This is a genomic window from Actinokineospora sp. UV203 (assembly GCF_056323665.1).
This window is the reverse complement of sequence record NZ_CM150484.1, coordinates 6399374-6422363: the sequence shown is the minus strand read 5'-3', so window position 1 is coordinate 6422363 and position 22990 is coordinate 6399374. Positions and strand designations below refer to the sequence as shown.

Genomic DNA, 22990 nt, shown 5'->3' with positions numbered 1-22990 from the left:
GTGCCGAGTCGCCCGGATGGGTGAATCGGACGATCAAGGTTTGGCGTTGTCCGCCAGCCAGCGCAGGGCCAGGGTGTAGCCGTCGACACCGAGTCCGACGATCACCCCGGCGGCCAGCGCGGACAGGTAGCTGTGGTGCCGGAAGTCCTCGCGCTTGTGCACGTTCGAGATGTGCACCTCGATGAGCGGCGCGGTGAGCTGCGCGGCGGCGTCGCGGACGGCGATCGAGTAGTGCGTCCACGCGGCGGCGTTGAGCACGACCGGGACCTTGTTCTCGGCGGCCTCGTGCAGCCACCCGAGCATCTCGCCCTCGTGGTCGGTCTGCCGCACCTCGACGTCGAGGCCCAGGTCGGCGCCGGTCTCGACGCAGAGGCGGGCCAGGTCGGCGTGGGTGGTGCTGCCGTAGATCTCGGGCTCACGGGTGCCGAGCCTGCCCAGGTTGGGGCCGTTGAGGACGAGCACCTTCACAGCATCACCCCGGTCGATCCGCTCGGCTCCGCCGCGATCGCCGAGTAGGCCGCCGCCAGCAGCGACGGGTCGGGTCCCTCCAGCCTGCTGGGCTTGGCGAGACCGTCGAGGACGACGAAACGCAGGACACCGGACTTGGTCTTCTTGTCGCTCAGCATGCCCTCGATGAGCTGCGGCAGCGCGTCGGCGTCGTAGGTGACCGGCAGGCCGATGCTGGTCAGGATGCTGCGGTGGCGGTCGGCGGTGGCGTCGTCGAGCTTGCCCGCGAGCCGGGCGAGTTCGGCGACGAAGACCATGCCGACGCTGACCGCGGCGCCGTGGCGCCATTTGTAGCGCTCGCGGCGCTCAATGGCGTGGGCCAGGGTGTGGCCGTAGTTGAGGAACTCGCGCAGGTCCGATTCGCGCAGGTCGGCGGCGACGATGTCGGCCTTGACCTGGATCTTGCGGCGGATCAGCTCGCCGATGACCTCGCCCTCGGGGTCGAGCGCGGCGGCCGGGTCGGCCTCGATGAGGTCGAGGATGACCGGGTCGGCGATGAAGCCGCCCTTGATCACCTCGGCCATGCCCGCGACCAGCTCCCAGCGCGGGAGGGTGGCGAGGGTGGCGAGGTCGACCAGGACCGCGGAGGGCTCGTGGAAGGCGCCGACGAGGTTCTTGCCCGCCTCGGTGTTGATGCCGGTCTTGCCGCCGACGGCCGCGTCGACCATGCCGAGCAGCGTGGTCGGGACGTTGACCAGCTTCACGCCGCGCATCCAGGTGGCGGCGACGAAGCCCGCGAGGTCGGTCACCGCGCCGCCGCCGAGGGCGACGACGGTGCCCTGGCGGTCGAGGCCGATGCGGCCCAGCACCTCCCAGCAGAACGCGGCCACGGAGAGCGCCTTGCCGTCCTCGGCGTCGGGGATCTCGATGCGGTGCGCGTCGATGCCGGCGGCGACCAGCTCGTCGCGGGTCGCCTCCGCCGTGGCGGCGAGCGTCGGCTGGTGGATGATCGCGACCTTGGAGGCGCCCTTGACGGCTTCGACCAGGTCGTCGAGCAGCCCCTTGCCGATGACGACGTCGTAGGGCTTCTCGGTGGCGACCCGGATACGCACCGGCTGCACGGTCATTCTCCTCGGTTCAGGACGGTGGCGAGCTGGGAGACGATCTCGTCCGGCGACTTGGTGTCGGTGTCGACCTCGACGCTCGCTATCTCACGGTAGAGCGGGAGCCGGGCGTCGAGCAGCTCTTTGAACTTGGCGCGCGGGTTGACCCCGGCGAGCAGCGGCCGAGCGGTGGACAGCCCGGTGCGGCGCACGCCTTCGGCCATGCCGACGTTGAGGAACACCACGGTGTGCTCGGCGAGCAGCTTGCGCGACTGCTCGGAGAGCACCGCTCCGCCGCCGAGGGACAGGACGCCGTCGTGCTCACGCAGCGCGACCGCGACCGCCTTCTCCTCGGCGGCGCGGAACGCCGCTTCGCCGCCGTCGGTGAAGATGTCGCTGATCGACTTGCCCATGGTCTCGACGATGTCGGCGTCGGTGTCGCGGAAGGCGACCCCGAGCGCGTCGGCGAGTGCCGTGCCGATGGTGGACTTGCCCGCACCCGGCGGGCCGACCACGACGGCGACGGGGCTCACCAGCGGTTCCGGAGCGCTTCGAGGTAGCCCTCGACGTTGCGCTTGGTCTCGATGAGCGAGTCGCCGCCGAACTTCTCCAGTGCCGCCTCGGCGAGGACGAGCGCGAAGACGGATTCGAGGACGACACCCGCCCGGGGCACCGCGCACACGTCCGAACGCTGGTGGATGGCGACGGCCGGTTCACCGGTGACGACGTCGACGGTCGACAGCGCGCGCGGCACCGTCGAGATCGGCTTCATCGCGACCCGGGCACGCAGGGGCTCACCATTGGTGATGCCGCCTTCGAGCCCACCGGCCCGGTTGGAGCGCCTGGTCACACCCGCGACGGTGCCCTCGGCCCGGTCGATCTCGTCGTGCGCCTGGCTCCCCCACCGGCGGGCGGTGGTGAAGCCGTCGCCGATCTCGACGCCCTTCATCGCCTGCACGCCCATGAGCGCGCCGGCGAGTCGTGCGTCGAGGCGGCGGTCCCAGTGCACGTGCGAGCCGAGGCCCGGCGGCAGGCCGTAGGCGATGACCTCGATGACGCCGCCGACGGTGTCGCCTGCCTTCTTGACGGCCTCCACCTCGGCGACCATGGCCTCGGTCGCCGCCGCGTCGAACGCCCGCACGGGACTTTCGTCGATGGCCGCGAGGTCACCGGGTCCCGGGGTCGCGCTGTCCGGCGACGCCTCCGCGCCACCGATGGACACAACGTGGCTGATGACCTCGACGCCGAGGAGCTGGCGCAGGAAGGCCTTCGCCACCGTGCCCAGCGCTGTGCGTCCCGCAGTCTCCCGAGCACTGGCGCGCTCCAGGACCGGGCGGGCCTCGTCGAAGCCGTACTTCTGCATGCCGGGCAGGTCGGCGTGGCCGGGGCGGGGCCTGGTCAGGGGCTCGTTGCGACCCAGCTCAGCCAGCTCGGCTGGGTCCACCGGGTCGGCGGACATGACCTTCTCCCACTTGGGCCACTCCGCGTTGTCGATGTGCACCGCGATCGGACCACCCTGGGTCAGCCCGTGGCGCACCCCGCCGAGAAACTCGACCTTGTCGGTCTCGAAGCCCATGCGCGGGCTACGCCCAAACCCAAGCCTTCGGCGAGCGAGCTGCTCGTTCAGGTCCGATGTGGTGACCTCGACCCCCGCCACCATGCCTTCCAGCACGGCGACGAGCGCGGGTCCGTGTGACTCTCCGGCGGTAATCCAACGCAGCACGGCCTGATCCTGTCATGGGACCCCGGACCCCGACCGCCCGGATGGGACGAAGGGAACAGTGACGAATCCGACGAAACGGCTGGTGGAAGGGGTTCGAGTGATCACCTCCTGGTCGCGTTCGGGGAGCGGACATGTGGATTCGGGGTGCGGACGTTTGTCTTTGAGGTGTCCCACCTGGTGCTGTGGGGTTCGGGTGGGTGGAGCACGCATCGAGTGGCGGGGTCGGAAGTCGGCCGGTGGATGGGATGGCGAAGTCAACGGCGTCGATGGGGTGGTGAGTTGACGGGTGGCGGTTTGAGGATCGACCGGGTGACCGTGCTGGGGTCGACGACCTCGGCGAGGTCAGCGGGGCTGACGGGGCTAGTGGGCTGGACGGAGCGGACGGGTTAGCTGCTGGCGGGTTTGTGGGCCGACCGGGTTTGCGGGCTGGCGGGCCTGGGCAGGTTCGGCGGTGACCGGCTGGAGGGCTGGCGAGACCAGTCGGTTCGGCGGGCGGGCGAGTTCGGCGGGCAGGCAGCAGGGTTAGCAGGGTCGGCGAGGGTCGACGGACAGTGAGTTCAGAGCACGAACAAGCCCGTGGCAGCGAGCATGCCTGGAGCGTGGGGAATGCCTGATCGCCAACGGGTTCGGAGTTTTCGTGGGGCAGCGGCGGCCAGCACCAGCGTGATGACAGCGGCGAGCGTCAGGGCTAAGGGGAGGGCGATCAGATCCACCGCACCGAGGAGGGCACCGAGGGTCGCTGAGAGCTTGACGTCTCCCGCTCCCAGCGAGGGTGGGTGAACCAGGTGGATGGTGGCGTGGATCGCCAGGAAAGCCGTGGCGCCGAGGATCGCGTTCCACACAAGGGGTTTCCACGGGTTTCCCGAGGCCGCGCCGGCTACGAACGCCAAGGCCAGCGTGCAGGCGAAGACGGGATAGCCGGCCAGGGTGATCACGTCTGGTACCCGACGCTCTCGGAGGTCGACCACAATGAGGCTGACGGCGAACCAGGCATACAGCGCCGCGGTGGGGAGCCACCACGTAGGCAGGTCGCCGATATGCCAGTGCCAGGCGATGAGGCCCCAGAGAATCGCTGTGGGTATTTCACAGCATCCGGGGCACGCTCTGGTGCCTCTAGGTTGGCGGGCGAGAAATCGGCGGGCGATCATTCCCGCCACGATTCCGGCGGTCGCCGATACCAAAATCATGATCACCCGGCCTGGCGGGCCAAGGAAGTCGTTCAGCATCAAAGGCGTCAGTACGAACAACGGCAACGCAAACAGTGCGAAGTGGGCAGGAATCTGACGTGTCGGGGTTTTGACAAGCATGTGGCCTCCGGTTTCGCTTTCAGGTTAGCGAGAGGGAGGTGGGGTGTCATTTACCCGATAGTATGGGGATGCTCGTTTGACGGGAGTGCCGCTTTGTGCTTATCGCGGCGAGAGTGGGCAAGGCCGCCCGTCCAGAGGGTCGGGCGGCCTTGAAGCCGGCAAGAACCACCTCAGCAGCCGGGAAGCGCCCCCTCGACATAGAGCATGGAGGAAGCCACCCAGCCACGGACGCCGGTCGTATTGTTGGTGATCTTGTACCACGCGGAATTCGGTTGCGGCGCCGTAAAGCAGTGCGCCGTGACACTGTGACTGCGGTATCCCAGCCCCGCGATCCCGTAGCCGATGCCAGGGCCGGTCCGAATACGAACGCCGTCCTCCCGGAATTGCGCGTAAGCGAGAGGACCGGCAACGCCGCTGCGCGAAGCCTGCGAATACGTAGTCGCACCGGCATTTCCAACTGCGATGAACCCCATGGCGCACGCCACTACGGCGATCATGAGACCAGCGCGAATCAATCGAACCATTGATACCCCCAGATAGCGAAACAGTTCGTAATCCACCGTGCCGGCGGGCGCCGAAATGATCAAGCTCCGGTGACCGGGCTCACAGCAGAACGCCGCCCGTGGCCATTCGCAGCGCGTCGCGCATCTCCAGGCGGGGTGCGGGGTGCCCAGTGAAGTGCTCCACCTGCGTGAAAGCCTGGTGCAGCAGCATGTCGAGGCCGGTCGCGAGCCTGCCGCCCGCCGCTGAGACCGCTTCCGCGACCGGCGTGGGCCACGGGTGGTAGATGACGTCCAAGACGCACGGCGCCTGCGCCATGGCTCGCGCCAGTGGTGCGACGGCCGACGCGGGGGCGGTGTTGACGACCACCGCGGCGGATCTTGCGAGTGCCGCGAGATCCACTGTGGACCAGTCGGCCAACCGCAGCGACAACGAAAGCCCCGCCGCGCAGGCGATCGCGTCGGCAGCGCGCGCCGGGTCGCGGACGACGAGGGTCACCTCTTCGACGCCGAGTTCCGCCAGACCCGCCAATGCGGCGCGAGCCGTGCCGCCCGCGCCAAGGACGACCGCGGTCGGGCCAGACTCGTATCCCGCGGCGCGGAGGGCGCCGGTGACGCCGTCGATGTCGGTGCAGTCGGCGTGCCAGGTGGCGTCGGCACGGTGGATCAACGTGTTGGCGGCGCCGACCGCGAGAGCACGAGGGGTGGCCGTCGTGGCGAAGGTCAGTGCGGCGAGCTTGCCGGGCATGGTGACCGACAGGCCCGCCCACTCCGGGCCCATCGATGCGATCAAGCCCGGGAGCCGGGCTTCGTCGCAGTCGATTCGTTCGTAGGTCCAACTGCTCAGCCCAAGCGCCGTGTAGGCGGCGTTGTGCAGGACCGGGGAGAGCGAGTGATCGACAGGTGAGCCGAGTACGGCCGCGCGTCGGTCAGTACGCACCGTTGGCCCTGGCCTGCTTGATGTTGGCCTCGTGCTGGTCATTGGTGTCGGCGAAGCATGAGGTGCCGTCCTTCTGGCACTTCACGAAGAACAGCCACGTGCCCTCGGCCGGGTTCGCCGCCGCGGCCAGGGCCGCCTTGCTGGCCGCCGCGATCGGGGTCGGTGTGAGTCCCGTGTTGAGGTAGGTGTTGTACGGCCCTGCCTTCGCGCGGTCCTCGCCCTTCGTCGTGATCGTTTGGCGGGTGAGCACGTAGTTGATCGTCGAGTCGAACTTGAGCTCCATCGCCTTGACGAGCCGGTTGTACGTGACCCTGGAGACCTTGGTGAAGTCACCTTCGATGGCCTCGCGCTCGATCAGGGAGGCGATGACCAGGACCTGGTACGGCGTGAACCCGGTGGTCTCGGCCAGCTTGGGCATCCCGTAGCTCTGCAGCCGCGCTGACGACTCGGTGACCAGCTTCGTCCACAGCTCCTCGGCGGTCGACCCCGGCTTGACGTCGTAGACGTCCGGGGCGATCAGGCCTTCAAGCCTGCGCTTCGGTTCCGGCGCGCGGGAGGCGTCGGGGATCGCCCACTCGGGGACGCCGAGGGCCTTCAGGTCGCCCGTCTCGGCGACCCTGAGCAGCTCCTCGACCGGCACACAGCTCTTCTTGCCGTCCAGCGTCGCGCAGGACGCGGCGGACAGCTGGGAGATGATGCCGGGAATGACGGTCGTGCCGTTAGCCAGGTCGTCGAGCTGCGTACCGGCCCTGATCTGCAGGTGACCGACCTTTGACGCCGGGGTGACGATCTTCTGGACAGCCGCCTCACCGGAGACCTTCGTCCGCATCACGTAGTAGCCGGGCTGGACCGAGCGGACCTTCGCCTCGTTCTGTGCCGCCGCCAGGAACGCCTTGCTGCTCGCGACGATGCCGTCCTCGGCCAGCCGCCCGGCGATGGCTCCCGTGGAGTCACCGCCCTTGACCTCGAACACGACGTCGCGCTCGCCGGCACCGGTGAAGTCGTCGTAGCCGCCCAGGCCCGAGAGCTGGCGGAAGCCGAACCACACACCGCCGCCGATCAGCAGCACCACCACGATGCCGAACACGGCCAGCCGGTTGCGGCGCTTCTTGCGCTGCTGCTTGGCCTTGCGTGCCGCCGCCGAGGCGGCGGTGGGCCGTCGGGGCCGCTCCCGGCTGGGGCGTTCCTCGAACAAACCGAGATCGTCGGTCATGAGTCCTCCGCAGATCGAGCGAGTGCCGCGGACCGGGCGTCTAGCCACGACTGCAGGATCTCCACCGCCGCCGCCTGGTCCACCACCGCTCGCTGGCGCTTGCCCTTGACCCCCTGCTTGCTGAGCATCCGAGACGCGGACACCGTGGTCAGCCGCTCATCGGCGAGCCGGACCGGGACCGGCGCGATCCGCCGGGCCAGCTCCATGGCGTACGCGTGCGCGCTCTCGGCCGCCGCGCCGTGCCGCGAGGCCAGCGTCCTCGGCAATCCGACCACCACTTCGACCACCTCGTGCTCGACGACGAGCTCGGTGAGCCGGTCGAGGTCCCCACCCGACCGTTCGTCCCGAGACAGCGTAACGAGCGGTGTGGCGAGGATCGGACCCGGATCGCTCACGGCGACCCCGACCCGCACGGAACCGACGTCCACGGCGAGCCTGCGGCCACGTCCTGGGTCGTCGGTTCCCGGCCGGTCGAATGCGGGAGTCACGATCCGCCCAACGCCCTGCGCAGGGCGTTCACCGCCTCGCCGATACCGTCGGCGTTCGCGCCGCCACCTTGGGCGAGGTCCGGCTTACCGCCACCACGCGCGTCGATGGCCGAGGCGAACGACGGAACGAGCTTGCCCGCGGCGATGCCGTTGTCCCGCGCGGTCGAGGTGGTGGCCACGACGAACGCGACCTTGCCGTCGACCACGGAGAACAGGGCGACCACGCCTGCCCGGGAGCCGAGTCGGTTGCGGACCTCGCTCGCGAGGGACCGCAGGTCGTTGCCGCCGACGCCGTCGGGCACCTTGAGCGCGACCAGCGCGGTCCCGTCGATGTCCTGCGCCTGGTCGACGAGGGTTCCGGCCGAGGCCAGCAGCTGTCCCGCGCGGAGCTTCTCCAGCTCCTTCTCCGCGCCGCGCAGCCGCTCGATGAGCGCTTCCACACGTGCGGGTACCTCGTTATCGGGAACTTTAAGCATCGTGGCGAGGTTCTGGACCAGTGCGCGCTCCTTGGCCAGGTAGCGCATGGCGTCCATGCCGACGTAGGCCTCGAGGCGCCTGCTGCCGGAGCCGACCGAGGACTCGCCGAGCAGGGTGATCGGGCCGATCTGCGAGGAGTGCTCGACGTGCGTGCCACCGCACAGCTCGCGCGACCACGCTCCGCCGATCTCGACCACGCGGACCTGCTCGTCGTAGGTCTCGCCGAACAGCGCGACCGCGCCCATCTCCTGCGCGCCGCCCATGTCGGTGTAGACCACGCGGACCGGCAGGTCCTTGCGGACGGCGAGGTTGGAGACCTCTTCGATCTCGCTCTTGGTCTCCTCGGACAGCCCGCCGGACCAGGCGAAGTCGAGCCGCAGGTAGCCGGGCTTGTTGTACGACCCGCTCTGCAGCGCGGTCGGGCCGAGCACCTGGCGCAGCGCGGCGTGCACGACGTGGGTGCCGGAGTGGCCCTGACGTGCGCCGATGCGCCATTCCTGGTCGACGGTGGCCTCGACGTGCTGGCCTTCGGTGGCCTCGCCGCTGAGCACGCGCACCTGGTGCACCCACAGCTTGCGGGCGATCTTCTGGACGTCGAGGACCTCCATCTCGACGCCCTCGCCGGTGATCGTCCCGGCGTCGCTCTCCTGGCCACCGGACTCCGCGTAGAGCGGGGTGCGGTCGAGCACGACCTCGACGATGTCGCCCTCGGCGGCGCCGCTGACCCGCTTGCCGTCGCGGACCATGCCGCGGATGACGGACTCCGACGCGAGGTCGGTGTAGCCGGTGAACTCGGTGCCGCCCAGCGACAGGAGATCACGGTAGACGGACTGGTCTCCGTGGCCGGTCTTACGCGAAGCGGCGTCGGCCTTGGCGCGGGCGCGCTGCTGGGCCATCAGCTCGCGGAAGCCGTTCTCGTCGACCGACAGCCCCTTCTCGGCGGCCATCTCCAGGGTAAGGTCGATCGGGAAGCCGTAGGTGTCGTGCAGCTGGAAGGCCTGGTCGCCGGGCAGCATCGCGCGACCCTCGGCTTTGATCTTGTCCGCGGCGAGGTCGAAGATCTTCGACCCGCTGACCAGGGTCGCGAGGAAGGTCTCCTCTTCCTTGCGCATGACCGACTCGATCCGCGCGAAGTCGCTCGCGAGGTCGGGGTACGACGGGGACATGGTGTCGCGCACGACCTTGGCGAACTCGCCCAGCACCGGCTCCTGCACGCCGAGCAGGCGCACGGACCGCACGATGCGGCGCAGCAGGCGGCGCAGGACGTAGCCGCGGGCCTCGTTGCCGGGGGTGACACCGTCGGCGATGATCATCATGCCGGAGCGGGCGTGGTCGGCGATGACGCGGAAGCGCACGTCGTCGACGGCGTTGCCCGCGCCGTAGCGGCGGCCGGACATCTCCTCGGCCTTGCTGATCACCGGGCGGACCAGGTCGGTCTCGTAGACGTTGTCGACGCCCTGGAGCAGGTACGCGACGCGCTCGATGCCCATGCCGGTATCGATGTTCTTGCGCGGCAACGAGCCGACCGGCGGGTGGCCCTTCTTCGGGCTCAGGTCGCCGCGCTCGTCCTGCATGAAGACGAGGTTCCAGATCTCGAGGTAGCGGTCCTCGTCGGCCTCAGGCCCGCCGTCGACGCCGTGCTCGGGGCCGCGGTCGTAGTAGATCTCCGAGCAGGGGCCGCCGGGACCGGGCACGCCCATGTCCCAGTAGTTGTCCTCGCCGCCGCGGCGCTGGATGCGGTCCAGCGGCAGGCCGGCGATCTTCTGCCACAGCTCAAGGGCTTCGTCGTCGTCGTTGTAGACGGTGGCCCAGAGGCGGTCCGGGTCGAAGCCGTAGCCGCCGTCGGCGACGCTGTTGGTCAGCAGCGTCCAGGCGTGCTCGATCGCCCCGGCCTTGAAGTAGTCGCCGAAGGAGAAGTTGCCCGCCATCTGGAAGAACGTGTTGTGCCGGGTGGTCTTGCCGACCTCGTCGATGTCGCCGGTGCGCACGCACTTCTGCACGCTGGTGGCGCGCGGGTACGGGGCCGGGGCGTCGCCGAGGAAGTACGGCTTGAACTGCACCATGCCCGCGTTGACGAACAGGAGGTTGGGGTCTTCGAGGATCAGCGACGCGCTGGCGACCTTGGTGTGGTCGTTGGCGACGAAGTACTCGGTGAAGCGCTTGGAGATCTCGTGGGTCTGCACGGCTTGGTTCCTAAGGAATCAGTGGGTTCGACGACGGGGCGGCGCGGCGAACGGCTCAGCCGTTCGCCCTACGCGCTCGCGCGTCGGGTCGGCCGCCCGGCCGGACCCCGGAGCGGCGCTCCACGACGTCGGTGAGTTCCTCTTCGCGTTCGACCATGCCCGCGCGCACGTCCGCGCCGAAGGCGCCGATGGCGCCCGCGAGTTCACGCACGGCGTCGCCGACGTTGCCCGCGATGCCCGCGGGTGTCACGGCGTGCGCGGTCTGCTTGGCCTTGCGGGACAGGGCGACACCGGTGGCGACGCCGAGGCCGAGCCAGAAGACCCGCTTCATGCGCGGACTCCCTTGCGCTTGCGGCGGGCGGAACGCGAGTGCTTGCCCTCGACCTCGCCCTTGGCGCGGCGGCGGGCCTTCATCGCCTTGCTCAGTCCATAGGACAGCGCGGCGAACTTGACCAGCGGGCCGCCGAGCGTGGCGGTGAACACCGAGGTCAGCGCGGAGACGTTGCCGGTGACGGCCTGCGCGTTCGAGGTGATGCCGTCGACGCGCTCAAGCTGGGCGTTGACGTGCGTCAGCGTGGTGTTGGCACCGTTGAAGAGCGGGTCGCTGTTCTCGTGCGCCTTGCGGATCGCGATGGTGGCCTCGTCCAGCGTGCGCCCAAGCTTGAACAGCATGATGCCCAGCAGCACTACCAGCAGCACGAACGCGCCTGCGGCGATCAGCGCGGCGATCTGCCCTGCTGTCACGGGCCCTCCTCGTCAACGGGGTTTTGATCGGCGTCAGGCTACCGCGCCCCGGGCTTCACCTCGGGACAGGCACACCACTGACGGTGATCCCGCCGCTCGGCGCGCCGAATCCGAGAACGTGGGTGAGGGAAACGGTAAGCGCCTTTGCGTTGGGAGGCACTTCTTTATCCAGGATGATCACGCCGCGCGGGGTCTGACCGGCCGGGACATCGGGTGTCCAGCCGGTGTCCCGGCCGGCGATCCGAGGGCCGTAGGCGGTGTCGGTGCCGTCGCGCGCCACGAAATCGCCGAACAGCGGGAGTCCACCAGCGGTGGTCGGTGCGTCTGCGTGGGTGTCCAGCGTGCGCTCCGCCGGCGTCTCAGTCGCCGCGGATGACCCGGCGGAGCTTGGGGACTCGGTCGGCGAGTTGGCGTTCGGCGCCGCGGGTGGTGGGTTCGTAGTAGTCGCGGCCGACCAGTTCGTCCGGCGGGTACTGCTGGGTGAGGACGCCGTCGGGGACGTCGTGGGGGTAGCGGTAGCCGGTGGTGTTGCCGAGCTGCTTGGCGCCTTGGTAGTGCCCGTCGCGCAGGTGGGCGGGGACCAGGCCCGCGCCGCCCGCGCGGACGTCGGCCATGGCGCTGTCGATGGCGGTGATCACCGCGTTGGACTTCGGTGCGGTGGCCAGGTGGACAGTGGCCTGGGCGAGGGCGAGCCGGGCCTCCGGCATGCCGATGAGCTGCACGGCCTGCGCGGCGGCGGTGGCGGTGAGCAGGGCCGTCGGGTCGGCCATGCCGATGTCCTCGCTGGCGTGCACGACGAGCCTGCGGGCGATGAACCGCGGGTCCTCCCCCGCCTCGATCATCCGGGCCAGGTAGTGCAGCGCGGCATCCACGTCGGACCCTCGGATGGACTTGATGAAGGCGCTGATGACGTCATAGTGCTGGTCGCCGGAGCGGTCGTAGCGCACGGCGGCCTTGTCGACGGTCGCCTCGACCGTGGGCAGGTCGATCGCGCCGTCGCGGGTGGCGACGGCGGTGTCGGCGGCGGCTTCCAGCGCGGTCAGGGCACGGCGGGCGTCACCGCCGGCGAGACGGACGAGGTGGTCCTCGGCATCGGAGTCGAGGGTGACGGTGCCGGCGAGGCCGCGGTCGTCGGCGATCGCGCGGCGGATCAGGTCGCGCAGGTCGGTGTCGGTGAGCGGCTGCAGCTGCAGCACCAGCGAACGCGACAGGAGCGGGGAGACGACGGAGAAGAACGGGTTCTCCGTGGTCGCGGCGACGAGCAGGACGATGCGGTCCTCGACAGCGCCGAGGAGGGCGTCCTGCTGGGTGCGGGAGAAGCGGTGCACCTCGTCGATGAACAGGACGGTGGACTCACCGGAATGGCTGAGCCTGCGTTTGGCGTCGTCGATGACCGCGCGGACCTCTTTGACGCCCGCCGACAGCGCGGACAGGGCCACGAAGCGGCGGCCGATCGCGGAGGAGACCAGGGTGGCCAGCGTCGTCTTGCCGGTGCCGGGCGGTCCGTAGAGCAGGATCGACGCGGGCGCGGCGCCTTCGACGAGCCTGCGCAGCGGGGCGCCGGGGCCGAGGAGGTGGTCCTGGCCGACCACCTCGTCGAGGGTCGCCGGGCGCATCCGCACGGCCAGCGGCGCGTTCGGCCGCCGCGCCGAGGAGGTGGGCGCGGCGAACAGATCCAGATCGAACTCCTGTTCCACAGGGATCGACGCTACCCGTTCCGCGCGTGCGACAATTCGCACCCGTGACCCCGTCTGCGCGTGTCGTGCTGCTCGCGGGCCCTTCGGGCTCTGGGAAATCGACGTTGGCGGCCCGGGCGGGCGTGCCGGTCCTGCGCCTCGACGACTTCTACCGCGAGGGCGACGACCCACTGCTCCCGCGCGACGCGACCGGCCGGGTCGACTGGGATCTGCCCGCCGCCTGGCACGCGTCGGGCGCTGTCGACGCGATTGTCCGGCTGGCCACGACTGGGAAGATCCACGCACCGCACTACGAGCTCGGGGCGGACCGGCGGGTGGGCGGGTACGACCTCGTTCTCGACGGTTCGCCGGTGTTCGTGGCGGAGGGGCTGTTCGCGGATCGGATCGTGGAGGGTTGTCGGGCGGAGGGGGTGCTCGCGGACGCCGTGGTGCTCGCGCCGGGCGGTGGGCGGACGTTCGCGCGGCGGCTGGTGCGGGACGTGGCGGAGTCGCGGAAGGCGACCCATGTGCTGGTACGGCGGGGATTGCGGTTGTGGCAGGAGCACGCCGCGGTGGTGCGGCGCTGTGAGCTGGCGGGGATGCGCCGGCGGACCGCGCCTGAGGTGTTGGGGTTGTTGGAGGAGTTGTCCCGGCCGATCAAGGCCTAGTCGCCAGGTCACGGCCGGAGCAGGGGCTTGATCACCTCTCGGGCGTCCATCGCGGTGTACGCCTCCGCGACCCGGTCCAGTGAGTACTCCGCGTCGAAGACCAAACCGGGGTTGATCTTTCCGTCGAGCACGTCGGCGAGCAGTTCGCTGATATATCCCCGAACCGGCGCCACACCGCCCGCGACGGCGATGTTGTTGCCGAACTTGGGAAGCACCGCCCTGACCAGCCGCTATGGAGTTTGCGATCTTGCCGGGCCGTCCTCAGGCCGTCGCGGATACTTTGGTCGTGGACGAAGGGGGAAAGAGCTTGTTTGAGGCGTCGCGCGCCCGTTGGTGACTCGACGGGACAAGGTGCGTGTAGATCTTGAGCGTGAAGCCAGGGTCCGAGTGGCCCAGGTACTCCGAGACCTCACGGATTGACACGCCGTTAGCGAGCATCGTGGAGGCGCAGAGATGGCGCAGTGCGTGCAACCCGTCGCGACTCTTGACGATCGGGAAGCCAGCCTTCTTGATCGCAGGCTTCCACACCTGATCGCTGAAGTTGTAGCTTCGCCACACCCGTGCCGTGTGGGGGTTCGTGTAGTTGCGGGCCGGGTCAGGGGCTTTGCCGAGCAGAAGCCGCACGGTAAGCATCTCGCCATCAGGCTTACCCCACGGCAGCGTCAAAGAATGCGACCCAAAGTCAGCCAAATGATTATCAATCCTCTCCAGAGCGCCAGGCCCGATGGGCACCTTCCGCGTCTTGTTTCGCTTGGGCAACGAGAACACGGGCACGTTACCCAACCATCTGATTTGGCGCTGGACATGGACAACCATTTCATCTCGATCTATATCGTCAGGACTGAACCCGAAAATCTCAGCCTGTCGAAGAGCGAGCCCAGCGCCAAGAATCGAAACGATCCTTTCGCGAAGCGGAAGGGCAAGGGTAACCGCGTGCAGCTTCGCATCCGACCACGGCACGACCTTCCGTTCCGTCGCCACGGGACGTTTGACACTCTTGGCTTTGCAAGGGTTGTGGCGAATCTTCCTGTCTTCCACGGCACCTGACAAGATCGCAGACAACAAGTCGAACGTCACGCCGCGCGTAGAGCCCTCAAGGCCGCGTGCATCCATCCAGCCAAGCCAATTACGAATTGTTTCGGTCTTCTCTGCCGTTTTCAAATCCATGTCACCAAAAAACGGCCATACCAGACCGCTAAGCCTACTCTCAACCGTGCTAACAGTGTTTGGGTCCAGGGATTGACCCTTGCGCCAGTTGGCCACGTAGGCACGCAAGGTCATGTTGCCCGCGTCGGGGTCGAGGTAGGTTCCGGTGAGTACGTCGGTCTGCATCTTGGCGAGGAAGGCTTGCGCACGAGCGAGCTGTTTATCGGGGAACGATTCCGACTTTTCCGCGCCGTCCACGTAGTAGCGAACTTTGTAGCGCATTCCCTTGCCGTACAACGGGGTCCGCTCCCGCACCGGCTTGCCCTTGGGTGTGAGGACGGGCCTGCCCTGTTCGTCCTTCTTATCCCGGTACCAGCGGTCTTGGACGTGTCCGGCCATGATGATCTCCGTTCGGTTCGGATTGCTGAAAGGTTCAGGCGGCCAGGTCGGTGCCGTTGTTGATCCAGTCGACGATGTCGGCCGGTTGGTAGCGGACGTGTTTGCCCATGCGCTTGAACGCCGGGCCGACCCCCTTGTGTCGCCACTCGCGCACGGTCTTCGCGGGCAGTTTCAGGAACGCCGCCAAATCGTCGGTGTCCCACAACGGTTGCCAGTTCGCTTGGTGGTGCGTGGTCATCGGTTTCCCCCTGTCCTCCCCGGTCAGGCCGCTTGTGGCGGAGTTGCTGAAATTTCGGGCAGCCCCCCGGTTGGTGTCCCGCCGTCGGGTGGTTTGTCGGCCATGGCCAGGCGTGCCCGGTCGTACTCGGCTCTCCACGTGATGCGTTCGGCGATGGAGCGCATGAGCAGGTGCGCGCGTGGGGGTGCGTTGCGGTCTCCTGGGTCGACCTTGCGCCAGATGAACCGCTCCGGTGCCGGGGCCTGTTTGACGATGCCGACTTCTGCCAGTGCTTCCCGGACGAACCTGGTGCGGTCGGCCTTGTGTTCGGCCACGGTCTTGCCCGACCACTTGCGCGAGACCTGAACCCTCTTGCCCGGAAGCCCGAGCGTGGTCCTGCGGTGCGCCCGCCCCTTGCAGTGACCGGGGTTCGTACGCGAGGTGGCCCCAAGCGGTTGGATGCCGTAGAGCAGCCACACCGCGCACCGGGGCGAGCACGGGGTGATGGCGAGTTCGGCGTGAAGCCGGTCGTGGTGCTCCGCCTGCGTGGTGGTGTCGGAGGCGATGACCTCACCGGTGGACTTGGTGAGGTACTTGGTCAGGTAGCCGATATGCCGCCCGGCTTCCTCGGTGCCGCCAAGGATGCCCTTGGAATGCACTTGTTCCCCGAACCTGGCCACATGGGACGGTTCGTCCACGTCATCAAGTGCATCCGCCCACGCGGTCAACGGGGTCGAGGTGTCCGGGTCTACGAACGCGGCCCGTTCGGTGTCCCACACCGGCAGGTGCGACCCGCTGTAGACGGGCTCATCATGGTTGGGCCACCACACCTGTAGGTAGGTCGCGGCGGTGACCTGCCGCAGCACCTCATGCGGGATCGACCCGCGTAGCGCGATGTGCAGGTGTGGAGCGGCCCGCCGCTGGGGCTCCACGGTGCCGAAGTACTGCACTTCCCACCCGAGGACGCGCCGCAGGTTCTGATACCAGCGGTCCAGCAGTGACGAGAAGTGCACCGCGTCCCGTGCCGCCCGCCGGTAGTCATAGCTGCCGGGGTGCACCGGTGACCCGTCGGAGCGCACCGGGCCGTAGGTGTCACACGTGAGCGTGACGAACATCGACGGCCGGAATCGTCCCGCGTACTGCCGCCCCACGGTGCGCTTCTCGACCTTGCGGCGTGGCAGGTTCGGCGCGTCCTGTCGCCGTTTGGTGGACCGGACCGGTGCCCGTTTGGTCACCGCGTCGGGCGACGGGAGACGGCCACGGACGCCCAGCTCGCGCAGCTCGGTGTCAACGGAGTGGATTTCCTCCCGCAGTTCGTCCGCGTCACCACCCGCCCCGACGCTGACCGCCTCCTGAAACTGGGTCACGAGGGTGGAGCGGTATTCCATCAGCGACACTTGATCAGCCGAGGGAGCCAACGCGGTGACATCGGGTTCGGTGTCGCGGTGCCAACCCTCCCGACACTGGGTCATCCGAAGTTTCTTGGCTTTCGTGGCGCAGGGTGCGCACACGGATTCCACTGTGGACCCGCAGTCCTTGGCCACGTAGGTGAGTTCGCCTGTCACGGTGTCGCCGCGTTCCATCACGAACGGCCTCACACACGCCCCGTGCTTCTCCGCCGCCGCCCGCAACACCTCCATGGACAGCGGTTGCACCGTCTTGCCCGCGTGGTCCTGGCCCTCGTTGCCGACCGTGGGGGTCACCGCGGATTCAGTGCCGTTGTCGCTGGTCACGGCCTGCGCCGTCGATGCCGTGGTCATGGTCGCGGCCTCCTGATCAACTCGGTTTCTGCGTCGAACCTCTCCCTGTCGGCCACGCCCCAGACGTGGACCTCGATCCCGTCGACCAGCCCGTCATAGGCGATCAGCCCGCACGACACCGCCAGATCCCCGGTGTCCACGGTCAGGCCCAACACCGCAGCCCACTCGGTGACGACCTGCACGGCTTCGGGTTCGCTGTAGTCGCCGCCGCCCGCGTGACCGACCAACCGCAGGCCGCCGCCCGTGGTGGCGTCGAGGGTCCAGTTCACCGGCCGAAGCCCGCACCGTTTCCCGATGCGGGTCATGGAGTCGGTCACGGCCGTGTCGATCACGTCTCGAAACGCCGGGATGGCACCGCCCGTGCGGGTCCTGTTGCTCATGCCGCCGTTCCTCCATCCGTCGAGTCGTCAGAGTTGTTGTGCGGGAAGGGAAGTACCGTCCCGTTGTCGTGGCCGGTCACGTAGTTGACCAATTCGACGATGTCGCTATCGGTCGGGTAGAACGCCCGTGCCCGCACCGGGGTCCGTTTGCCGTCTTCCTTGATCCAGGCGACACCGGGTGTCGACTCGGAGATCTCGTGAGCGTTGGCACCCCGAGCCCGCAGCCCGTCACCAAGCACCATGTCCACCTGGGTCGCCTCATCCAGGCGCATCGCGATCTTCGTGCCGAACAGGTTGCGGAACGGCACGATCTCCTTACGCGGGTCCTGAACCAGCCCGAACACCGCCACACCAGGGGCACGGCCCTGCGAGGTGATCGTTTGCAACGCCGCGTGTGCGCGTTCCTTGAGCTGCTTGTTGGTCTGATACGCCACGATGTCGGCCAGTTCGTCCACCACCAAGAGCACGAACGGCTCCCCGGAATCGAGCGACCACCAGCGCCGGATGCCCCGGAACTTCGAGGCCCGTTCCCGCACGAGAGAGGCGACCTTCTCCAGCAACACCACCGCCGCTTCCCCGTTGTCGTAGGCGAGTTCGGTGAACAGCTCAGGGGCCTGCCCCAGCTCCATGCCGCCCTTGGGGTCGATCCCGTAGACCAGCACCCGCCCCGAGCGGATCATCGACGCCAGCGCCCAGAGCAGCGACCAGAGCAGCGAGCCCTTACCGGCCCCCTGCACACCGACCCCGAGAATCTGATTCCCTTGCAGGCGCAGCACCCACGGCCGACCGCTCTCCGTGCGCCCCACAACGACCTTGCGCAGGTCAACCACGGTGCCGGGGGCAGCAATCCGCGGAACGCGCAGCGGAGTCGCCAACGGGTCCGAATGGATCAAATCCAGCTCGATCACACCCGGTTTGACCACCCGCACCCGACACGAGTCCGCACCGAACGAGTGCGCCAACCCCGAGGCGTGCGCCTCCCACTGCGCCGGGGCCTGCCCCTTGATCATCCGAACCCGGACCTTGTCCCGCCACCCATCCGACCGTGTCCGGCGCAACCGGGGAAGGTGCTCCTTGCCCTTCGCCGTGCCCGTGAGGTTCGCCAACCGCATCACCGTGCGCCACTGCTGCGAGTACACGAACACCCGCCGGTACTCGGTGCGCACCCACCGCACCCGCCGATAGAACGAATCCATGTCCAGGTGCCACCACAGCAACCCACCGAGCACAGCAGCAGCGACCAGGCCGCCGAGCCACCACCGGCCGCCCACCGCGTATACCGCCCCGCCGAGCAGGGCCAGGACGATTGTGGCCGGGAAGTACCACGCCATCCGGGCGAGCTTCACCAGGCTCCACACCAGCAGGCCCACCAGGACCACCGGGAGCAGGACAAGTTTCACCTTGCCCGGCAGCATCGTCCACCACGGCAGACGTGGCCGAGCCACTTCCAGAGGAGCCGGGTCGACCCACCGGCTACCCGCGCGCATCACCAACCACCCCGCTTGTCGAGGTCGCCGGTCGTGCGGATGGTCGGGAACTCCAGACCGAGCACCCCGGAACAGGTCGCGCATTCCGTGTCACCCGGCAGCAATCGAGCGAACCGTTTACACGTCTTACAGCGCGTTCGGGTGACCCCACTTGCGCGGGTAATCCCCTTGTGCCATATGCTTTCCACGTTGAAACCTTTCACGAGGGTTGAGACCACAGAAGCGGTCAGCCGCCAAGCAAAGGCCGCTTCTGTGACTTACTTTCCTTGCAGCGCAACAAAGGCCGTGCGACATCACCGCACGACCCTCGCGCGTTCTCAGTGTCTAATGTGGACTTTGACTCTGTCGCGTGTGGACTATCGGTAGTCTCGGTGTGTCACCTCCGCCGCCAACTCATCGCGCCTGCGGTCGGACTCACACGCCCGCTTGATCAAACGATCCAGGCCCAGCGCGCCGAGCAACATCCCCGCCAACCAGGCCGCAGCAAACCACTGCACGATCACACCTCCACAGAATCCGGGGAGGCCGGGGAGGTCACCGCGGATTCCGCCCCGTCCACTTCGGCCGCCTCTTTCAGGGCCTTGCGTCGCTTCTCCTCCCGGAGCTGCTTCTCCGCCTTCTCCGCGTGGTCCTTCTCCGTCGACGCCCACGCCATCGCCTCGTGGTGGTGATGCCGGTCGATCATCGCGACATCCCGATACACCCGCTCAGCCCGACGATGAAACGCCACCCGAACCGACGCCGACGCCCCCGGACCCGGCATCCCCTTACCAAGCACCTCATTGGCCTCACGAAGCGTCCGAATGCCCCGCAGATCCGCACTCACCGCGCACCCCCATCCCGATCACGCCGACGAGCCGACACCGTGCGCACACCCCGACGTTCAACTCGGTCATTCCAATCACGCGCTTGCACCTCGAACGCCTCAGCAGCCGAGGTCACCGAGGCCACCGCCCACCACGGAAGGCCAGGAGTCACGGCGATCTCACGCCACACCTTCGCCGCCTCCCACGAAGCCGACGCCATGACACGCGCCGCATCGGGATCGGAGACCGCACCATGAGCAACGGTTTCCGCCGCGTGCGTATAGACCGCATACGCCGCCTGCCACCGCGCGTCCAGCTCAGCCGGAATCACAACCAATTCCTCTCCGAGCGGGCCAAAGAGAGCCCAACCGGGCGGCCCGGACACACCCGCAGGCGCATCCAAGGCCGCACCGGCCGGAACCTCAAATACCGCGCTCAACGTCGTACCTCACGCGGCCTTGTTGACAGACTCGGACTTGCCGGCGTCAGCGGGACCAGCCGTCTTACGCTGCCCGCCACCGACCGCACCAGCCGCACGGAAGCCGGTCGCCCGGAACACGTATGACTGGTACTTGAACTCGCCATTGCCCGAGACGCGAGGCTCAGCCGTCAGGCCGTCCAACTCAACCGGGCGCATCCCCGGCAGAACCTCCGAGGTGGCCGGAACGGGCTGAACGTCGGCGAGAAACGTGATCTCGAACGATGCGCGCTTCGCGTTCGGCTCGTCAGGGTCCGTGACGGTGCCCTTCCACTGCCGCTTTCCGGTCGTCTCGTCAACCTTCTGCCGCACCGGACGGCCGGACGCGCGCTCCTCTCGTGACTGGTACTCGTTGTCCGGCGCGACCTCACCCATCAGGACAAGTCCCTGTGGGAATGCGTCGCCAAACTCGATCGGGAATCGGTAACCCCTGGTGATCGCCATGTGAAGCCCTCTCTATGTGGGTCCCCTCTTTGGGGCTCTCTCGCTTGGCGGTCTTGCTTGTGGATCACTTGGTATGCCAAGCTACAACTAGGTATACCAGGGCCTGGCATACCAAGTCAACTAGACTCCGCGAGACGAGTCACAACCCAGGAGGCGACTTCCCCGTGTCCAAGCACCGGTACGAGCAGATCGCGGACGTACTGCGGGAAAAGATCACAGACGGCTCACTCCAGCCGGGGGACCGTCTGCCGACCCAGGACGCCCTACAAGTCGAGTTCGGCGTCTCGCGCATCGTTGCCCGTCAGGCGTTGGACATCTTGGAGAGTCAAGGTCTTATCGACCGTGCACGCGGAGAAGGCGCGTTCGTTCGTCGGTATCAGCCGTTGGTGCGACGTTCGGCCGTTCACTACCAGTCGAACCCCGGTGCCCCCTTCGCGGAAGAGGCTCTAGCGTCTGAGCGCATTCCCAGCTACTCGCACAGGACGATCCCCGAGGCCGCCAGTAAGGACGTCGCGCGTCGTCTGGGAATCGAAGTCGGTGCCGATGTGATGCACACGCACTACGTCAGTTCCGCCAACGGGGAACCCATGATGATCGTTGACTCCTATGAGCCAATGGCCATTACCAAGGGCACGATCATCGAACGACCGGAGGAAGGCCCGCACATGGCTGCCGGTCTAGTCGACCGCTTCACCGCCATCGGTTGGCGGCCAACGTCGGTGGTGGAACGTCTCCGCTCCCGAATGCCGCAACCGTCCGAAACCGAGGCGCTACAGCTCCGTCCAGGCATACCGGTCATCATCATCACCCGCACGACCTTCGCGGGCGCGATCCCCGTGGAGACCGCAGACCTTCTCATCGACGCCCACCGATACGAGTTTGAGTATTCCCTGCCGGTCGAACCGCTGTCCTGACGCACGAAAAGCCCGCCGAGTCAGAAGTTTGACGCGGCGGGCTTTTTGCTGTGCTTAGGGCTTTAGCAGCTCACGAACTCGGGACGTTGGTTGAGCACCTGGGCGCGGGTCGAGACGAATTCTTCGTATTCCACGTGCGCGTTCGGGCGGAACAACCCCACCGCGTGACAGTTCTGGAACGCCATTCGAACACCGAAGTGCCGTTCGACCGCACCCTTCATCGCGTCACTTGCGACCAGGCGGAGCAGTTCGCCGCGCGAAGCCTCATCAGGAGGCGCAACCTCATTGACCGCGTAAGGCACGCCGTCGGTCAGGTTCGCATGAACATCACTCACCACGGACCAGGCATACGGCAGCGAGTCTTGCACGCACGCCAGGAAGTCAGCGTCTGTGATCGGGCCTTGCTGCGCCTTGTCGACGAGGGCAGGCGGAACCTTAAGCGACATCGGGTGATCTCCTCGCGCCGAAGTAACAACGACAACCCTTCTCACTTAACTCGGTGGCCTGTTACCGCGCCACCGCCCAAAGTGGTGAACCCGCTGCGTCGATCCGAACAACCCGCAGTGATCGGGAACCGGTGCCACCGTGCGTTCAGATCGTTTGCTGCTGAATTTGGCTCTATGGGATCAAGGCGCGCCGCCGTCGGCGGCACGCGGGGTGTGCCTGTTGCGCTGGCACCGTGTCCTCATCCATCGCGCCGCCAGGCGCGCCCTCCCGCTCCGCTACGGGCACGCCGACGGCGCACGGCGCGGACGGAGTCCGCCCATAGGCCCACGAGCCACCGACGGCGGCGCGCCAAACCACGAACCACAACCAGCACCAGGACGCCGAACACGACGAGGGCCAGGCCCACGAGCTGGGGGCGAGATTCGCCAGGGCTCCCCGCGGTGACTTGCCCACGTTTACGCAGCTCAAGACCGGTGCGAGCATCAGATCCGCCAAACATCATGACGCACTACCAGCGGGGTCAACCTGCATCGCTCCCGCCGACTCACCTTCCAGCCCGGCACGCAACGCGAGGTCAAGTGGGGTGTCCCTCGCAACGGAGCATCTAACCCTGGGCCGACAGCATCAAGGGCGCCTGACGGCGTCGGCTACGCCGATGGCATTCGCCACCCTTGACCCTGCCGACCCAGGGCTAGAGATCGCAGGGGCGAGGGAACGGAGCCGCCCAGGCACCAAGGTTCAAGACTCAGCCCCGCATCTCACCCCAGGAGCGCAGATGACCACCAACACCAGCCACCCCGACCAGATGGCCATGTGGACCCGCCACACCCTCACCGGGGTCATCGGGAACTGGCGCGGCCCCCGCGCCCCCTGGGGGAAGAGTGCGGGGGCCGCCGCGACCTACGGTCAGGCCGTGTCAAGCCACGTGGCCAATCCCAAGGCTAAGACCGTCACCACCCGCGCCACCACCACCACGTCACACGATCACCCGATGGCGTCCACCCCGAGGCGAACCCCCACGAAAACGATCCCCGCATCCGGGA

At 67.8% G+C, this 22990-nt stretch carries 26 protein-coding genes; 2 read left to right on the top strand and 24 right to left on the bottom strand.

Features of this window, described 5'->3' with window-relative positions; all coding sequences use genetic code 11:
• Positions 1-33: 33 nt before the first annotated feature.
• The 14 genes from aroQ to ACUZ2Y_RS30845 all read right to left on the bottom strand — a co-directional run bounded on the left by aroQ (position 34) and on the right by ACUZ2Y_RS30845 (position 12822).
• Positions 34-468: a type II 3-dehydroquinate dehydratase gene (gene aroQ, locus ACUZ2Y_RS30910; protein WP_476325530.1), complete on the bottom strand. Its 435-nt coding sequence runs from the start codon at positions 466-468 to the stop codon at positions 34-36.
• On the bottom strand, positions 465-1574 hold the full coding sequence (aroB, locus tag ACUZ2Y_RS30905) for a 3-dehydroquinate synthase (protein ID WP_476325528.1): 1110 nt from the start codon (positions 1572-1574) through the stop codon (positions 465-467). The genes aroQ and aroB overlap by 4 nt, the downstream gene beginning before the upstream one ends.
• Entirely contained in the window at positions 1571-2083 is a 513-nt protein-coding gene (locus tag ACUZ2Y_RS30900) for a shikimate kinase (protein WP_476325526.1), read from the bottom strand. The genes aroB and ACUZ2Y_RS30900 overlap by 4 nt, the downstream gene beginning before the upstream one ends.
• Positions 2080-3273, bottom strand: a complete 1194-nt coding sequence (gene aroC / locus ACUZ2Y_RS30895; RefSeq protein ID WP_476325524.1) for a chorismate synthase — start codon at positions 3271-3273, stop codon at positions 2080-2082. Before aroC ends, ACUZ2Y_RS30900 begins: the two co-directional genes overlap by 4 nt.
• A gap of 557 nt (positions 3274-3830) precedes the next feature.
• On the bottom strand, positions 3831-4580 hold the full coding sequence (locus ACUZ2Y_RS30890; RefSeq protein WP_476325522.1) for a prepilin peptidase: 750 nt from the start codon (positions 4578-4580) through the stop codon (positions 3831-3833).
• 170 nt (positions 4581-4750) lie between these two features.
• On the bottom strand, positions 4751-5167 hold the full coding sequence (locus tag ACUZ2Y_RS30885) for an SH3 domain-containing protein (RefSeq protein WP_476325520.1): 417 nt from the start codon (positions 5165-5167) through the stop codon (positions 4751-4753).
• A gap of 16 nt (positions 5168-5183) precedes the next feature.
• Positions 5184-6062: a shikimate dehydrogenase gene (locus ACUZ2Y_RS30880; protein ID WP_476325518.1), complete on the bottom strand. Its 879-nt coding sequence runs from the start codon at positions 6060-6062 to the stop codon at positions 5184-5186.
• A complete protein-coding gene (mltG, locus tag ACUZ2Y_RS30875) occupies positions 6010-7233 on the bottom strand; it encodes an endolytic transglycosylase MltG (protein ID WP_476325516.1) in 1224 nt (407 codons plus the stop codon). Before mltG ends, ACUZ2Y_RS30880 begins: the two co-directional genes overlap by 53 nt.
• Positions 7230-7721 carry a Holliday junction resolvase RuvX gene (ruvX, locus tag ACUZ2Y_RS30870; protein WP_476325514.1) on the bottom strand — a complete coding sequence of 164 codons (492 nt, stop codon included), beginning with the start codon at positions 7719-7721 and terminating at the stop codon, positions 7230-7232. The genes mltG and ruvX overlap by 4 nt, the downstream gene beginning before the upstream one ends.
• Positions 7718-10381, bottom strand: a complete 2664-nt coding sequence (alaS, locus tag ACUZ2Y_RS30865) for an alanine--tRNA ligase (protein ID WP_476325512.1) — start codon at positions 10379-10381, stop codon at positions 7718-7720. The genes ruvX and alaS overlap by 4 nt, the downstream gene beginning before the upstream one ends.
• Positions 10382-10436: 55 nt before the next feature.
• A complete protein-coding gene (locus ACUZ2Y_RS30860; protein WP_476325510.1) occupies positions 10437-10712 on the bottom strand; it encodes a hypothetical protein in 276 nt (91 codons plus the stop codon).
• Entirely contained in the window at positions 10709-11125 is a 417-nt protein-coding gene (locus tag ACUZ2Y_RS30855) for a DUF948 domain-containing protein (RefSeq protein WP_476325508.1), read from the bottom strand. Before ACUZ2Y_RS30855 ends, ACUZ2Y_RS30860 begins: the two co-directional genes overlap by 4 nt.
• A gap of 55 nt (positions 11126-11180) precedes the next feature.
• Positions 11181-11405 carry a hypothetical protein gene (locus ACUZ2Y_RS30850; protein ID WP_476325506.1) on the bottom strand — a complete coding sequence of 75 codons (225 nt, stop codon included), beginning with the start codon at positions 11403-11405 and terminating at the stop codon, positions 11181-11183.
• Positions 11406-11484: 79 nt separating this feature from the next.
• Positions 11485-12822: a replication-associated recombination protein A gene (locus ACUZ2Y_RS30845; RefSeq protein ID WP_476325504.1), complete on the bottom strand. Its 1338-nt coding sequence runs from the start codon at positions 12820-12822 to the stop codon at positions 11485-11487.
• Positions 12823-12866: 44 nt separating this feature from the next.
• On the opposite strand from ACUZ2Y_RS30845, the gene ACUZ2Y_RS30840 reads away from it, so the two are divergent.
• Entirely contained in the window at positions 12867-13469 is a 603-nt protein-coding gene (locus ACUZ2Y_RS30840) for a uridine kinase family protein (RefSeq protein WP_476325502.1), read from the top strand.
• Between the two features lie 8 nt (positions 13470-13477).
• Here ACUZ2Y_RS30840 and ACUZ2Y_RS30835 read toward each other — a convergent pair whose 3' ends face one another.
• From ACUZ2Y_RS30835 to ACUZ2Y_RS30795, 9 genes are all read right to left on the bottom strand, one after another.
• On the bottom strand, positions 13478-13684 hold the full coding sequence (locus ACUZ2Y_RS30835) for a hypothetical protein (protein WP_476325500.1): 207 nt from the start codon (positions 13682-13684) through the stop codon (positions 13478-13480).
• 46 nt (positions 13685-13730) lie between these two features.
• The gene (locus ACUZ2Y_RS30830) at positions 13731-15014 is read right to left on the bottom strand and encodes a site-specific integrase (protein ID WP_476325498.1); all 1284 of its coding nucleotides are present in this window, start codon (positions 15012-15014) and stop codon (positions 13731-13733) included.
• Between the two features lie 34 nt (positions 15015-15048).
• On the bottom strand, positions 15049-15252 hold the full coding sequence (locus tag ACUZ2Y_RS30825; RefSeq protein WP_476325496.1) for a helix-turn-helix domain-containing protein: 204 nt from the start codon (positions 15250-15252) through the stop codon (positions 15049-15051).
• 23 nt (positions 15253-15275) lie between these two features.
• Entirely contained in the window at positions 15276-16871 is a 1596-nt protein-coding gene (locus tag ACUZ2Y_RS30820) for a replication initiator (protein WP_476332145.1), read from the bottom strand.
• A 116-nt stretch (positions 16872-16987) separates the two neighbouring features.
• The gene (locus ACUZ2Y_RS30815) at positions 16988-17371 is read right to left on the bottom strand and encodes a hypothetical protein (protein ID WP_476325494.1); all 384 of its coding nucleotides are present in this window, start codon (positions 17369-17371) and stop codon (positions 16988-16990) included.
• On the bottom strand, positions 17368-18816 hold the full coding sequence (locus ACUZ2Y_RS30810) for an FtsK/SpoIIIE domain-containing protein (protein ID WP_476325492.1): 1449 nt from the start codon (positions 18814-18816) through the stop codon (positions 17368-17370). The genes ACUZ2Y_RS30815 and ACUZ2Y_RS30810 overlap by 4 nt, the downstream gene beginning before the upstream one ends.
• A 541-nt stretch (positions 18817-19357) precedes the next feature.
• Positions 19358-19684 (bottom strand): AMED_5909 family protein, encoded by a 327-nt coding sequence (locus tag ACUZ2Y_RS30805; protein WP_476325490.1) that lies wholly within the window; start codon positions 19682-19684, stop codon positions 19358-19360.
• A complete protein-coding gene (locus ACUZ2Y_RS30800) occupies positions 19681-20103 on the bottom strand; it encodes a hypothetical protein (RefSeq protein ID WP_476325488.1) in 423 nt (140 codons plus the stop codon). Before ACUZ2Y_RS30800 ends, ACUZ2Y_RS30805 begins: the two co-directional genes overlap by 4 nt.
• A gap of 9 nt (positions 20104-20112) precedes the next feature.
• Positions 20113-20586: a hypothetical protein gene (locus ACUZ2Y_RS30795; RefSeq protein ID WP_476325486.1), complete on the bottom strand. Its 474-nt coding sequence runs from the start codon at positions 20584-20586 to the stop codon at positions 20113-20115.
• A 164-nt stretch (positions 20587-20750) separates the two neighbouring features.
• Between ACUZ2Y_RS30795 and ACUZ2Y_RS30790 the strand changes: the two genes are divergently transcribed.
• On the top strand, positions 20751-21500 hold the full coding sequence (locus tag ACUZ2Y_RS30790) for a GntR family transcriptional regulator (RefSeq protein WP_476325484.1): 750 nt from the start codon (positions 20751-20753) through the stop codon (positions 21498-21500).
• A gap of 62 nt (positions 21501-21562) precedes the next feature.
• Here ACUZ2Y_RS30790 and ACUZ2Y_RS30785 read toward each other — a convergent pair whose 3' ends face one another.
• The gene (locus tag ACUZ2Y_RS30785; protein WP_476325482.1) at positions 21563-21946 is read right to left on the bottom strand and encodes an SCO5389 family protein; all 384 of its coding nucleotides are present in this window, start codon (positions 21944-21946) and stop codon (positions 21563-21565) included.
• Positions 21947-22990 lie beyond the last annotated feature (1044 nt).